This is a genomic window from Dyella caseinilytica (assembly GCF_016865235.1).
Taxonomy (GTDB): Bacteria; Pseudomonadota; Gammaproteobacteria; order Xanthomonadales; family Rhodanobacteraceae; genus Dyella_B; species Dyella_B caseinilytica.
Genome location: NZ_CP064030.1, coordinates 523024 through 536783 on the forward strand (window position 1 = coordinate 523024; position 13760 = coordinate 536783).

At 59.9% G+C, this 13760-nt stretch carries 10 protein-coding genes and 1 riboswitch; of the genes, 7 read left to right on the forward strand and 3 right to left on the reverse strand.

Annotation, left to right across the window (positions count from 1 at the left end; genetic code table 11):
- The first annotated feature begins 12 nt into the window (after positions 1–12).
- The gene (locus ISN74_RS02245) at positions 13–930 is read left to right on the forward strand and encodes a branched-chain amino acid transaminase (RefSeq protein ID WP_188796968.1); all 918 of its coding nucleotides are present in this window, start codon (positions 13–15) and stop codon (positions 928–930) included.
- 178 nt (positions 931–1108) lie between these two features.
- Entirely contained in the window at positions 1109–2074 is a 966-nt protein-coding gene (locus ISN74_RS02250; protein ID WP_188796970.1) for a glutathione S-transferase family protein, read from the forward strand.
- A gap of 102 nt (positions 2075–2176) precedes the next feature.
- On the opposite strand, the gene ahcY is transcribed toward ISN74_RS02250, so the two are convergent.
- Positions 2177–3610: an adenosylhomocysteinase gene (ahcY, locus tag ISN74_RS02255; RefSeq protein WP_188796972.1), complete on the reverse strand. Its 1434-nt coding sequence runs from the start codon at positions 3608–3610 to the stop codon at positions 2177–2179.
- A gap of 62 nt (positions 3611–3672) precedes the next feature.
- Positions 3673–3750: riboswitch (S-adenosyl-L-homocysteine riboswitch) on the reverse strand.
- Between the two features lie 99 nt (positions 3751–3849).
- Here ahcY and ppc point away from each other — a divergent pair.
- Both ppc and ISN74_RS02265 read left to right on the forward strand, forming a co-directional pair.
- The gene (gene ppc, locus ISN74_RS02260; RefSeq protein ID WP_188796973.1) at positions 3850–6570 is read left to right on the forward strand and encodes a phosphoenolpyruvate carboxylase; all 2721 of its coding nucleotides are present in this window, start codon (positions 3850–3852) and stop codon (positions 6568–6570) included.
- Between the two features lie 67 nt (positions 6571–6637).
- Complete coding sequence (locus tag ISN74_RS02265; RefSeq protein ID WP_188796976.1) at positions 6638–7255, forward strand: TIGR00645 family protein; 618 nt, start codon at positions 6638–6640, stop codon at positions 7253–7255.
- 56 nt (positions 7256–7311) lie between these two features.
- Here ISN74_RS02265 and ISN74_RS02270 read toward each other — a convergent pair whose 3' ends face one another.
- Positions 7312–9195, reverse strand: a complete 1884-nt coding sequence (locus ISN74_RS02270; RefSeq protein WP_188796978.1) for an ATP-binding cassette domain-containing protein — start codon at positions 9193–9195, stop codon at positions 7312–7314.
- A 259-nt stretch (positions 9196–9454) separates the two neighbouring features.
- On the opposite strand from ISN74_RS02270, the gene ISN74_RS02275 reads away from it, so the two are divergent.
- On the forward strand, positions 9455–10570 hold the full coding sequence (locus tag ISN74_RS02275) for a D-alanyl-D-alanine carboxypeptidase family protein (protein WP_229678953.1): 1116 nt from the start codon (positions 9455–9457) through the stop codon (positions 10568–10570).
- 189 nt (positions 10571–10759) lie between these two features.
- Here the strand turns inward: ISN74_RS02275 and ISN74_RS21065 are convergent, their stop codons facing one another.
- Positions 10760–11293, reverse strand: coding sequence for a helix-turn-helix domain-containing protein (locus ISN74_RS21065; RefSeq protein ID WP_229678954.1), 534 nt, complete (start codon positions 11291–11293; stop codon positions 10760–10762).
- Positions 11294–11807: 514 nt separating this feature from the next.
- Here ISN74_RS21065 and ISN74_RS02285 point away from each other — a divergent pair.
- Together ISN74_RS02285 and ISN74_RS02290 are read left to right on the forward strand one after the other, a co-directional pair.
- Entirely contained in the window at positions 11808–12755 is a 948-nt protein-coding gene (locus ISN74_RS02285) for an alpha/beta fold hydrolase (RefSeq protein WP_239004485.1), read from the forward strand.
- Positions 12745–13749: a VOC family protein gene (locus ISN74_RS02290; RefSeq protein WP_229678955.1), complete on the forward strand. Its 1005-nt coding sequence runs from the start codon at positions 12745–12747 to the stop codon at positions 13747–13749. Before ISN74_RS02285 ends, ISN74_RS02290 begins: the two co-directional genes overlap by 11 nt.
- Positions 13750–13760: the final 11 nt, after the last annotated feature.

Sequence of the window (13760 nt, forward strand, 5' to 3'; positions counted from 1 at the left end):
GGAGAACTCCCCATGGCTCAGCAGTACCCTGAATGGATCTGGCAGAACGGCGCCATCACGCCGTGGAAGGATGCCACCGCCCACGTGATGTCGCACGCCCTGCATTACGGTTCATCCGTGTTTGAGGGGATACGCAGCTATGTCACGCCGGAAGGCGCGGCGATTTTCCGTTTGACCGATCACCTTAAGCGCCTCTACCTGTCGGCCAAGATCTACGACATGGTGCTACCGTATTCGCAGGACGAAATCGCAGCAGCGTGTCGCGATGTGATTCGCAAGAACGGTTTCACGGCGGCTTATCTGCGCCCGGTGGCTTATCGTGGTCTGGGTGGCTTCGGTCTGTCGGCGGAAACACCGATCGACGTGGCGGTTGCGAGCTGGCCAATGGGTCCGTACCTCGGGCCAGAAGCGCTGGAAGTGGGCATTACTGCATGTGTGTCGAGCTGGCAGCGTTTTGCGCCGAACACGATTCCTGCGGGTGCAAAAGCCGGCGGCAACTATCTTTCCGGACAGTTGATCGCACGTGAAGCGCGCCGCCTGGGTTTCGGCGAAGGCATTGCGTTGGCGGCGAGCGGTTTGCTCAGCGAAGGTGCGGGCGAAAACCTCTTCCTGGTATTCGATGGCGTGCTGCACACCACACCGGCCAGCGCATCGATTCTCGCCGGCATCACGCGCGACACGCTGAAGGTGCTCGCCCGCGAAGACGGTATCGAAGTGGTGGAGCGCGATATTCCGCGCGAATATCTGTATCTCGCCGATGAAATCTTGATGTGCGGTACTGCGGCAGAGATCACGCCGATTCGCGAAGTCGATGGTAAGCAGATCGGTAACGGTAAAGCTGGGCGCGTGACGCGCCGGCTGCAAGAGCTCTACTTTGGCTTGTTCAACGGCAAGACCCAGGACAAGTGGGGTTGGCTGGAACCCGTCTGAGCGCCGTTGCTCATCAAGCGTAAAGGAAGGGCGCAGCGATGCGCCCTTCTTTGTTTGTCATGCCATAGCGCAAGTGCGAAGCGCTGTGCCAGGCAAATCCGGTTAGCGATCATCGCCTCCCACTTGTGTCCAGCGCGTGCCGCCTCCATTGCCAGATGCAGGCCAAGGAGGAAACGCCATGATCGACTTGTACAAATTGCACTGGTCGCACTATGTGGAAAAAGTGCGTTGGGCGCTGGATTTTAAGCGTCTGCCGTGGCGCGGCATCGATATCGTTGCATTCACCAAAAAGGAAATGCGGCGCTTCGACTGCCCTCAAACTGTGCCGTTGATTCACGACACGGCTACCGGCGTGGCGATCAGCGATTCGTCGCCGATCATTCGATACCTCGATGAGACTTATCCGGAGCATGCGCTGTTCCCGAGTGATCCCATCGAACGCGAGGCGGTGTGGCAATGGATGCTGCGGCTCGACTCTACGCTCGGGTTACACGCGCGTCGGCTCGGTTATACGCAGGTGATCATGGAGTGCCCGAACATTCTCTCGACGCTTTTCATGCCCAATGTCTGCGGCGGCCTGTTCACGCGGCCGGTGCTGCGCGAACTGGCTGCGCCTGTGCTTGGCACAATGCTCACGCTTCGTTTTCGCTTTCATCGCAATCGCAAAGATCGGGTCTATGAGGCGCTGGAAGCGCAGTTGATACCGATCGCTGCACAACTTGAGCGCGATGGTTTCCTGGTCGGCAAACGTTTCACTGCCGCGGACCTGACGCTTGCGTCATTGTTGCGACCACTTCGCATCGTGCCTCACTTTACGCATCATCCGCAGTTGCAGTCGTTGTTCGCCTGGCAGGAACGGTTGTTTCGCGCACACGATCGTGACGTGATGTTTCCGTACGAAACGCTGATCCAGGCACAACGACAACGTTCCGGAAGCATGCGTGGTCGGGTGAGCTGGATGCGGTCGGATGGGAAGGTTGCTGTCGATACAGGAGAACAACACGCATTGCAGGTGGCGCAGAACGATATTCACGCCATCAGTCGCTGGACGCTTCTACTGGGGCTGCCTGCCTATCTGAAGCTTCGTTGGTTTGGCGGTGTCTCGCGTGTCGATTACGTACCGGCTGCATATCTACCGGGTTGAATTGCTCCAAGAAAAAAGGGCGCTTATAGCGCCCTTTTTCCTTATACGAAACATCGTTAATAGTCGCTCATCCCTTCTCGTCATCGAGGAGAAGGGCATGCATCAATAACGATAATGCTCCGGCTTGTACGGACCTTCCACCGGCACGCCGATGTAAGCGGCCTGTTCCGGCGTGAGCTTGGTCAGCTTCACGCCGATCTGCTCCAGGTGCAGGCGAGCGACTTCTTCGTCCAGCTTCTTCGGCAGGCGATACACCGTCTTCTGGTACTTGTCCTTGTTCGCCCACAGGTCGAGCTGCGCCAGCGTCTGGTTGGAGAAGCTGTTGGACATCACGAAAGCCGGATGCCCGTGCGCGCAACCAAGGTTCACCAGACGACCTTCGGCCAGCATGTAGATGCTGTGGTTGCTCTTGGCAAAGGTGTAGCGATCCACCTGCGGCTTGATGTTCTCGCGCGTGACGTCCTTGGCGGCGTTCAGGCGATCCATCTGGATCTCATTGTCGAAGTGGCCGATGTTGCAGACCAGCGCGTTGTTCTTCATCGCCGCCATGTGTTCCAGCGTGATGATGTCCTTGTTGCCGGTGGTGGTGACGTAGATGTCGCCGATGCCGAGCGTGTCTTCCAACGTGGTGACCTGGAAGCCTTCCATCGCAGCCTGCAGTGCATTGATCGGATCGATTTCGGTGACGATCACGCGCGCGCCAAAACCCTTCAGCGAATGCGCGCAACCCTTGCCCACATCACCGTAACCGCACACCACGGCGACCTTGCCAGCCACCATCAGGTCGGTGGCGCGCTTGATGCCGTCGGCCAGCGATTCACGGCAGCCGTACAGGTTGTCGAACTTGCTCTTGGTGACCGAGTCGTTGACGTTGATCGCTGGCACCAGCAGCTTGCCCGCTTCCATCATCTGATAGAGGCGATGCACGCCGGTGGTGGTTTCCTCGGACACGCCCTTCCAGTCGGCGGCGACTTTCTTCCAGAAGCCGGGGCGCTCTTTGGCGGTGCGCTTGAGCAGATCCTTGATCACCTGCTCTTCGTGGTTGGCGCCGGGTGTGTTGACCCAGTTGTCGCCGTCTTCCATCTCCACGCCCTTGTGGATCAGCAAGGTGGCGTCGCCGCCGTCATCCACGATCAGTTCCGGACCCTTCATGCCCGGGTGGGTGAGCATATCCAGCGTGCAGTCCCAGTATTCTTCCAGCGTCTCGCCCTTCCACGCGAACACCGGGATGCCCGCAGCGGCGATGGCGGCGGCGCAGTCGTCCTGAGTCGAGAAGATGTTGCACGAGGCCCAGCGCACCGAGGCGCCAAGCGTGCTGAGCGTCTCGATCAGCACGGCCGTTTCCTTGGTCATGTGCAGCGAGCCCGACAGACGCACGCCCTTCAGCGGCTTGCTTTGCGCGTAACGCGCGCGGATTTGCATCAGGCCGGGCATTTCCTCTTCGGCCATGCGGATACGGCGGCGGCCAAGCTCGGCCAGCGCGATGTCGCGGACCTTATAGTCGTGCGCAGACTTATCTTGAGTAACAGCATTCATTTCGGGATGTCTCCGAGTCTCATTGGGGAAATCCGGCGATGGCCGGATTGACGCGGGCTTTCGCGTCATGAGCGCCGTTGCAGTCGAAGCATCCACCGAGCCTGGCCGTGCTATCCACGGTCGCAGCGCCCCTCGGCGAAGACCCCCATTTTATCCACAGATCGTCGCTTATGACGACTTGGAACGCTGCAATGCGTCATAAATTGGTTAGGCTAGGGGACTCATCCAATGGAGGCCTCATGGAAGCCAGTCGCGATCCTGAATTCCTGCCCCACGACGGCCCGCTACGCGAGGACGTGCATCGCCTCGGAGCGATGGTCGGACGCATGCTGGCCGAGCAGGGCGGGGACGGCTTCTATCAGCGGGTCGAGCAGGTCCGCACCGCCTCCATACGCCGTCGCCGCGAAGGCCGTGCGGTGGACGATCTGGCCGAATCGTTGGCGGGGCTGGACGCCGAAGCCGCCGAAGCGCTCGCCCGCGCCTTCGCCACCTACTTCCAAGCCGTGAACACCGCCGAACGTGTGCACCGCATCCGCCGCCGCCGCGATTACCAACGCGAAGGCGGCAAGCCACAGCCGGAATCCTTGCTTGATGTGATGCAGCGACTGAAAGAGCAGGGCGTGGCCGCGGACGAATTGCTTGAGTGGCTGTACAAGCTCAAGGTCGAACCGGTGTTCACCGCACATCCGACCGAAGCCATCCGTCGCTCGCTGCTGGAGAAAGAACAGGCCGTCGTCCGCGCGTTGGTCGATAACTTCGATCCCACCCGCACGCCGCAGGAACGCCAAGATGACGACGACCGCATCTTCATGGCCTTGTCGGCCGGCTGGCAGACGGCGGAAGCATCGCCGATCCGCCCCAGCGTGCAGGACGAGCATCACCATGTTGGCTTCTACTTGGCCAACCCGATCTACCGCATCGTGCCCACTTTCTATGAGGCTTTAACGGATGCCTTGCAGACGGTATATGGCGTGGCGGTCCCGCTACCGCGCCTGCTCAGCTTTGCCACATGGGTGGGTGGCGACATGGATGGCAATCCCAATGTGGGTGCCGAAACCATTGCCAACAGTCTCGCGACGCAGCGTGCCCACGTGCTCGAGCATTACATTGCCGACATCGAGGGTCTGGCGCGTCTGCTGAGCCAGACGGACGACCGCATCGATTTCGACCCGGCGCTGCTGCAACGCCTGGAACTCTATCGCGAGCAGTTTCCTCGCGCGGCAGCAAGGATTCGCCCGCGCCACGCGGACATGCCCTATCGTTGCCTGCTTACCCTGATGCGTGCGCGCCTCGAAGCCACGCTCGAAGAAGGGCATGCGGAAGGTTACGCCTCCGCGGATGAGTTACTCGACGACCTGCTGCTGATCGTGCACGGCTTGATCGATCATCGCGGCCTGAATGCCGGCGCTTACGCTGTACGCCGACTCATATGGCGGGTGCGCACGTTTGGCTTCCACATGGCGCGGTTGGATGTGCGCCAGGATTCGCGCGTGCATGACGATGCGCTCAGTGCCTTGTTGCGTGATGAATCATGGACGCAGCGCCCACCCACCGAACGCATCACGGTCTTGCGCGAGTACGCCAGTGGCGACAAGGCGTTGGCGCGGGTGGATGATCCCCAAGCGGAATCCCTGCGAGCTGTATTTGCCACGCTGCATGAATCGCGTGGCCATTACGGCAAAGATGCCATTGGCCTCTACATCATCAGCATGGCGCGCTCGGCGGCCGATGTGTTGGCGGTGCTTGCTCTCGCAAGGCACGGGGGCTTCGCTTCCGGTGATCGCGAAGGGCAGAATGTCGTTGCGTTGGATATCGCCCCGTTGTTCGAAACGGTCGATGATCTCAAGAATGCGCCGGATACCTTGCGCGCGCTGCTTGCTGATCCGGTCTATCGCACTCATTTGCGTGCACGCGATGATCGCCAGTGGGTGATGCTGGGTTACTCCGATAGCGGCAAAGATGGCGGTACGCTCGCTTCGCGCTGGGGATTGCAGCGTGCGCAGGTGGAATTGCTCGAGGTGGCACAGGATGCCGGCATTCGCCTGGCGTTCTTCCATGGACGCGGCGGTTCGGCCAGCCGCGGCGGTGCACGCATCACGCCGGCGCTCATGTCTTCGCCGCGTGGTTCGGTGGCAGGTGTGCTGCGTGTAACCGAGCAAGGTGAGGTGATCCATCGCAAGTACGGTATTCGCGCCCTCGCTTTGCGCAACCTCGAACAGACCGTCAGCGCTGTGTTGCGCTCCAGCTTGCGTCCGCGCGAAGACGAGCCACGCGAAGCGCAATGGCGTGAGCACATGAATGCACTGGCGACGGAGAGCCGTCGCGCTTATCGCGCGCTGGTGGATCATGAAGGTTTTGTCGATTATTTCCGTGCCGCAACGCCGATCGATGTGATCGAGCAGATGGCGCTCGGCTCGCGTCCATCGCGCCGACGCAGCATGCGCGGCGTGGAAGATCTGCGCGCCATCCCGTGGGTGTTCGCCTGGACGCAATGCCGCTCAATCATCACCGGCTGGTATGGGTTGGGCAGTGCGCTTGAGCAAGCTGCTGCACAGCTTGGCGAGGCGGTGCTCGTAGAGATGGCGCGCGATTGGTCCTTCTTCACCAACATGCTCGACGACGTGGAAATGGTGCTGGCCAAGTGCGATCTGGATATCGCCGAAGCATTTTCAAAATTGTCCGGCCCGCTGCACGATACGTTCTTCACGCTGATCCGCGATGAATTCGAGCGGACCCGGCGTTGGGTATTGCGATTGAAAGACAGTCAGGAACTGCTGCGCGACGATCCACGATTGTCCTTGTCGATTCGCCTGCGCAATCCTTACGTCGATCCCATGAGCTTGCTGCAAGTGGACCTGCTGCAACGCTGGCGCGCGACGGATCGCACGGATGAGCACGTGCTGCACGCGCTGGTCGCCTGCGTCAATGGCGTGGCGCAGGGTTTGCAGAATACAGGCTGAGACCACTGGCTTGATTGCGTTATTGCCGAGCCGCTAGGCTGATGGAAATCCCAAGGAGTTATGACTTATGGAGCAATCCCATCAGCCCCGTCCCGGCCCCTTGCCGATCCTCATCTTCAGTTCGCGCTGGCTGCAATTGCCGTTGTACATCGGTTTGATTGTGGCGCAATGCGTTTATGTCTATCTGTTTGCCAAAGAGCTGTGGCACCTGATTCACGAAGCACCGAGCTTGGGCGAACAGGACATCATGCTGATCGTGCTTGGGCTGATCGATGTGGTGATGATTTCCAACCTGCTGATCATGGTGATCGTGGGTGGTTATGAAACGTTCGTGTCACGGTTGGGGTTGGAGAATCATCCGGATCAGCCCGAATGGTTGTCGCACGTGAATGCGTCCGTGCTGAAAGTAAAGCTGGCGATGGCGATCATCGGCATCTCTTCCATTCATCTGCTGAAGACCTTTATCGCTGCCGGCGTGTTGAATGGCTTGCCTTTCTGCTCGGCGGATATGCTTGCCACGATCGCACAGGCTGACGGTACAGGCGCAATGCTCAAATGCGCCACGCTCACGCCGACGGGTGTGATGTGGCAGACGATCATCCATGTCGTCTTTATCCTCTCCGCTATCGGCATCGCCTGGACGGACCGCCTGATGCACGCGACTGGCGGAAAAAACGGCCACTGAGTAACGCTTAAGCGCCGCCCCGGCTCCGGACTCGATCCGGGCCGGGGCGATGCGTCTTAGCCTTCCAACTCCGTCCAGCGCGCGTAAGCCAGATCCAGTTCCGCCTGCACCTTGGCGAGCGTGTCGTTCGCGAGCTGAATCGCAGCATTGTCCTGTTGATAGAACGACGGATCATTCATGGCTTCGGCACGCGCCGCGACATCGGCTTCGAGTTTTTCGATGCGTGCGGGCAGCTGCTCCAGCTCGCGCGTTTCTTTGTAGTTGAGTTTTCGTTTTGGCTTGTCGCTGTTGGCGGCAGGCTCTGGCGCCGCAATCGATTTGACTGGCTCCGCTACAGCAGGGGCGCTTTCAGACGTCCGTCGCGCGACCGGCTTCTGTCGCAGCCAGTCGCTATAACCGCCCACGTATTCGCCAACCTCGCCGTTGCCTTCCAGCACCAGCGTGCTCGACACCACGTTGTCGAGGAATTCACGGTCATGCGAAACCAGCAGCAACGTGCCCTTGTATTCGGTGAGCAATTCTTCCAGTAGCTCCAGCGTCTCGACGTCGAGATCGTTGGTTGGTTCGTCCATGACCAGCAAGTTGGAAGGTTGCGCGAACAGCTTTGCCAGCAGCAGACGATTGCGCTCGCCGCCGGAAAGGCGGGTGATGGGCGCGCGTGCTCGCTCGGGTGAAAACAGGAAGTCCTGCAGATAGCCGATGATGTGTTTACGCTGGCCATTGAGTTCGATGTACTCGCGACCCTCGGCAACGTTGTCCAGTGCATTCAAACTATCGTTAAGTTGTGCACGGTGCTGATCGAAATAGGCGATCTGCAATCCGGTGCCCAAGGTGACATCGCCACGTAGCGGCTTCAGTTCGCCGAGCAGAATCTTGAGCAGCGTGCTCTTGCCCGCGCCATTGGGTCCGATGATGCCCACCCGGTCGCCGCGCATGATGGCGGTGCTCAGATCGTTGATCAGTACGCGGCCAGCGTAGGCCTGATGCACGTGCTCCAACTCGATGACTTTCTTGCCCGATGCCTGTGCGCTGGCCAACGCCATCTTCGCGTTTCCGCTCAGTTCGCGGCGTTCCGAGCGCTCGCGGCGCATCGCTTTCAATGCACGCACGCGTCCTTCATTTCGCGTGCGACGTGCCTTGATGCCTTGGCGAATCCACACTTCTTCCTGCGCCAGCTTCTTGTCGAATAGCGCGTTGGCTTGTGCTTCCGCGTGCAAGCGTTCTTCGCGGCGCCGCAAATAGTTGTCGTAATCGCCGGGCCAACTGGTCAGCTGGCCGCGATCGATTTCAACAATACGTGTCGCCAGCGCACGCAGAAAACTGCGGTCATGCGTGATGAAGATGATGCTGCCATCGAACTGCTTGAGAAAACCCTCTAGCCAATCGATCGCTTCGATATCGAGATGGTTGGTCGGCTCATCCAGCAGCAATACATTGGGTTTGCGCACCAATGCCTGTGCCAGCAGCACGCGACGCTTCATGCCGCCAGATAGTGCGGCGAAATCCGTATCGGCAGGCAGTTCGAGTTTGGTCAGCACGTCAGTGACGCGGCGATCCAGATCCCAACCATGCTGCGCTTCAATCTGGTCTTGCACTTCACCGAGCGCTTCCATATCACCTTCTGCGAGCAGATGGTGATAGCGCGCAAGCAGGTGACCCAGATCACCCAGGCCATCGGCGACGACATCGAATACGCTGCCGGATGTCGCTTGTGGCACCTCCTGCGCCATGCGTGCGACAACGACGCCGTTCTGTACGCGCACTTCGCCATCATCGGCGTGCAGTTCGCCGGCGATCAGCTTCATCAGAGTGGATTTCCCCTCGCCGTTGCGGCCAACGATGCACACGCGCTCGTTGGCCTCGATCGAGAGGTCGACATGTTCAAGCAAGAGGGGGCCGCCGACGCTGAAGTCGACACGCTGGAGTTGTATCAGGGACATGTTTCTATTCTACCGGTTGGCCCGCCGAAAGCCGCGATTCGGGTCGGGGCTAAAGACAAGAGGCCGTATGTCGATAAATAATTCAGACAGCCGTCACGGCGGTATAACAGGTTCTTGCGCCCCTTTCGGGTGTTAAAATTTACAAAAACATGCACTTAGCGTGGCCGATTAAAGTATTTCCTCTGGAAATTGCGATAGCGATGCATTAAGGTTGCGCGACGCGGGGGCAGACCGCGGTTTTGGGAGTGAGGAGGCCGTGGTGAACATCGTCAAGTCCATACAGCCACGGCGCTTGCTGGGACGGTTCCTGGGCCTTTTTGCGGCGATGCTTGTCATTGGCTTCGGCGGTTACAGTGGTGTGGCCCATGCTGGCTACGCCGCGATCGTTATCGATCCCGCTACCGGCGAAGTGCTGAGCAACGTCAACGCCGATGAGCAGAACTACCCGGCGTCGCTCACCAAGATGATGACCCTCTATCTGACCTTCCAGGCGCTGCAGAACGGCAAGCTGAAGGTCGATCAGGATCTGTCCGTGTCCACCTGGGCCGCCTCGCGTGCCCCGACCAAGCTCGGCCTGCGTGCAGGCCAGACTGTGTCGGTCAACGACTGCATCCTTGGCATGGTCACCAAGTCCGCCAATGATGCTGCCACCGTAGTGGCAGAAGGCCTAGGCGGCACGGAAAGCCATTTCGCCGACATGATGAATGCCCAGGCAGCCTTGCTCGGCATGTCATCCAGCCATTTCGCCAATGCCAATGGCCTGCCGGATCCCAACAACCTGAGCACGGCGCGCGACATGGCCAAGCTGGCGATGGCGCTTTATCACGACTTTCCGCAGTATTCGCATTACTTCGCGACCAAGGAATTCGTGTTCCGCGGCCAGCTGATCCGCGGCCATAACAACCTGATGGACCGCTACCCGGGCATGGACGGTCTGAAAACCGGCTTTACCGATGCCTCGGGTTTCAATCTCGCTTCTACTGCAGTCCGGGACGGGCATCGCCTGTTTGCCGTGGTGCTGGGCGGTCGTTCTGCCTCGGCCCGCGACAACCTGATGGCCCGCCTGCTGGATGACGGTTTCGATCACCGTCCCACGCCAGACGCGCTGGTGGCTCAAGCCGGCGTTGGCGGTCGCGCCCGCCGCGTCCTGGCGGCGCTGTCGCCGATCGAAACGGCCGACGCCGAGGACGCGCCGGTGACCCATCGTCGGGCTCACGCCGCGGCGCCAACCTGCAAGCCGCATCGTGGCAAGACCTGCCCACCGCAAGTGGTCAAGTCGACCAAGAGCAAGCAAGGGGCCACCCGCCTGGCGCACCGCAATCACAAGGGCAAGAAGCCAGTGATGCTGGCGGCTTCAGCCGACAAGCACGACTAATCTGAATCTCCGGTTTCGGTACTGATCCTGGAATAAAGCGTGGACATCTCGCGTGGGGTCGGAGCGACTGCCGCTTGCGTACCATTGCCTGTGACGTGGTCAATAGCGCGCCAATCAGTGTCATTGGCCTTTTCAAGCGCTTAAAGACCGTGTGCCTCGCGCTGCGAGGTCTCTGGGGCGGTTGGCGCATCAAGAGGAATGTGCAATTTGCGAGGGACTGAGTCCCCACATGCGACGCATGCAGCGGGCCATATGACTGGGGTGCGCGAAGCCTGCCTCCAGCGCGATTTCCGTCAGGCTCATTCCCCCTTCGACCAGCCGTATGCGTGCACGCTCTATGCGTCGCTCCAGGACAAAACGATGAACCGGCATGCCGGCGGCTTGCTTAAACAGCGCCTTGAAGTGCGACAAGCTGTATCCCGCCACCGCCGCGAGTTCGGCAAGCGAGAGGTCCTGATCGAGATGCGCCTCGATGTATTCGATGACTCGCTGCAGTCGCCACATCGGCAGCGCACGCTTGGTCTTGGAAGCTGAGGCTGCTTTACGTGATTGAAGAGCGAGAAGGCGCGCGGCAAGCGCAGAGGCGAGGCTGTCCGTGAATAGTCGGCCGCCCGGATACCCATCACGATCTTCGCTCTGCATCATCCAGCCGATGTGCTCGATGTGCGGGTCACGGATATGAATCGAAGGCGCAAGTTCGGCCCCCTGCGTGCCCAGGCCCATCGCTTCTGCGGCGTCTCGCAAGAGCGAAGGCGTCAGTCGTAATAAGAGCGATCGTGCAGGACGCGACACGATCCAGCGAGTGCTCGCACCTGCCGGTACGACGCAGAATTGGCCATGAATCCGAACACCTTGCCGTTCGTAGTTGCCCGCACGATACGAGACAGGAACGGGGGCGCCCAAGTGAAGGCAAAGAACATGGCGATCGTCGATCGGGGATTGGAACAATCCGACGGGAACTGGTGACGTAAGCGTATCCAGCAGCGGCCAACGAGCTTGGCCCGCGCCGGACAACAGCGCAGCAGGAGGGCTTGGATAGCACGCAGGGCGGCCGGTCATGGCCCTTCTTCTACGCGCCCTGCTTTTCCTGTGCATGTGCCGAAAATCATCCATTCGTGCTCGGTATCGGCCGAATATGCGCGCGCGCCGCCAGCGTCAACGCCAGCATATCCACACATACAGACCTGTGGGATGGAGACTGGAGATGAGGCGTAGGGATTTTTTGCAATCGGCCGGCATGGCACTCGCAGCCGGTGTCGTCAGCACACATATGTCTCGCGTGCATGCGCATCGTTATGTTTTGGGAGCCGATGCGTCAGGACCCTTGGATGCGGCTGCGTTTCGCGCGATGCGGCGTTTTGCCGAACTTCCGTTTGGCAGGATCGCTTACGTTGAGCGGGGCTCGGGCGATGCGGCGTTATTTCTACATGGTGCGCCACTCAACGGCTTTCAATGGCGCAGCGCCATCGATCGGCTGTCGCCTTATCGGCGATGTATCGCCCCGGATTTCATGGGGCTGGGTTATTCGCAGATCCCCGAGCACCAGTCGCTGGCGGCCAGTTCCCAGGTTGCCATGCTTGTAGCACTGTTCGATTCGCTGGCGATTTCCAAGGCTGATATCGTGGCCAGTGATAGCGGTGGCGCGGTGGCGCAGCTGTTCGCGGTCCGTTATCCCGAACGCGTTCGAACCTTGCTTCTGACCAACTGCGACGTCGAACCCGACAGCCCGCCATCCGGTGCCAAGCCGGTTATCGAGATGGCGCGCGCTGGCAAGCTTGCGGACGCAACGGCCAAATGGCTTACGGATAAAGCGCTGGCGCGAGCGACATTCGGTGCGGCCGTCTATCACGATTCCGCCCATTTCTCCGATGAGAGCATCGAGTACTACGTCACGCCACTCGTCGGCTCGCCATTGCGCAAGCGGCAGTACGAAGCGTTCCACCTTGCACTGGAACCCAATCCGCTCGCCGGTATCGAGGCAGCACTCAGACGCTGCACGGCTCCGGTTCGAATCGTGTGGGGGGCCAGCGACACGGTCTTCGCTCAGGCTGACGCCGATTATCTCGACCGTACGTTCCCACGGTCACAAGGCATCCGCCGCGTGCCGGAAGGGAAACTGTTCTTTCAGGAGGAATTCCCTGATGTCATCGCGGAAGAAGCTCGGCGACTCTGGCATGTTGCGTAATACCGCTGTGCGATCCCTCATTCTATGGTCTGCACTGATATGGATAAGTGGCCTGGGCCAGACTGCAGGCGCGACGCAGCTCTCTGCAGAGACAAGCTCGATCGACCATATCCTGCTGTGGGGACGCGACATCGATCAGGTCACCGCAGTGATCGCGGTCAAGCTCGGGTTCCAGGTAAGGCCGGGGCGTGATCCCGGTGGCGTGGCGAATCGCTATGTTCGGATGTCTGACGGCAGCTATCTCGAACTGGAAGGCATCACGTCGTCGCATCCGGACATGGATCCTGGCATGCGTGCAGATCAGGCTGTATTGCGAGGCGGCTCAGGCTCTCGAACCTTTGGGCTCCGTTCCTGGGCGCTTGATCAGGCCCGAGCGTTCTTACTACAACAAGGCCTCAGTCCGACAGCCATCTTCTCAGCTTCGCCTACGGACCCAGATGGCGAAGGCCCTTCCATGCCTCCCCGTTGGCGTCTTTTCGCTTTCGAACACCAGCCGCTTTCGAGCAATCTGTTCTTCATAGACTACGCAACTGGCAAGGTCACGCCGACTCGCGTTTCGGATGATCAGGTTGCGCGAACGCATCCAAACAGCGCACAAGAATTGTCAGCATTATGGATACTTTCCTCAGACGCCGATGCAGATCGGAAGCAGTTCGAGCGGATGGGATTCACGGGCGGAACTCGTATCCAAATCCCGCAGATATCGGCTCATGGATATGGGGTGCCCGTCGGTCAGAAACGCATCTTTTTCCTGCAGCCGGATGGCCCAGGGATTGCCGCTGACGCGTTGCGCAAGGGTGGCCCTCAAGTTCTGGGAATCAGCGTAGGTGTTGCTGATTTCGACAGGGCAAAAAGATGGATCGAACGCGGATATGGAGAAGAGCTCGCAAGCTACCGTGGGGCGTTAGGTACGTCCTTTCTGGCGCCAACCCAAGGCGATCTTGGACTTTTGATTGAATTTCATGCTGTATCTGAGACGGCCACCGAGCGATAGCGTCCGGTTCG

What these genes read in the sequence shown, in the direction of transcription:
- ISN74_RS02245 (WP_188796968.1), top strand. Translation starts at nt 13, where the DNA reads ATGGCTCAGCAGTACCCTGAATGGATCTGGCAGAACGGCGCCATCACG.
- ISN74_RS02250 (WP_188796970.1), top strand. Translation starts at nt 1,109, where the DNA reads ATGATCGACTTGTACAAATTGCACTGGTCGCACTATGTGGAAAAAGTG.
- ahcY (WP_188796972.1), bottom strand. Translation starts at nt 3,610, where the DNA reads ATGAATGCTGTTACTCAAGATAAGTCTGCGCACGACTATAAGGTCCGC.
- ppc (WP_188796973.1), top strand. Translation starts at nt 3,850, where the DNA reads ATGGAAGCCAGTCGCGATCCTGAATTCCTGCCCCACGACGGCCCGCTA.
- ISN74_RS02265 (WP_188796976.1), top strand. Translation starts at nt 6,638, where the DNA reads ATGGAGCAATCCCATCAGCCCCGTCCCGGCCCCTTGCCGATCCTCATC.
- ISN74_RS02270 (WP_188796978.1), bottom strand. Translation starts at nt 9,195, where the DNA reads ATGTCCCTGATACAACTCCAGCGTGTCGACTTCAGCGTCGGCGGCCCC.
- ISN74_RS21065 (WP_229678954.1), bottom strand. Translation starts at nt 11,293, where the DNA reads ATGGGCCTGGGCACGCAGGGGGCCGAACTTGCGCCTTCGATTCATATC.
- ISN74_RS02285 (WP_239004485.1), top strand. Translation starts at nt 11,808, where the DNA reads ATGGCACTCGCAGCCGGTGTCGTCAGCACACATATGTCTCGCGTGCAT.
- ISN74_RS02290 (WP_229678955.1), top strand. Translation starts at nt 12,745, where the DNA reads ATGTTGCGTAATACCGCTGTGCGATCCCTCATTCTATGGTCTGCACTG.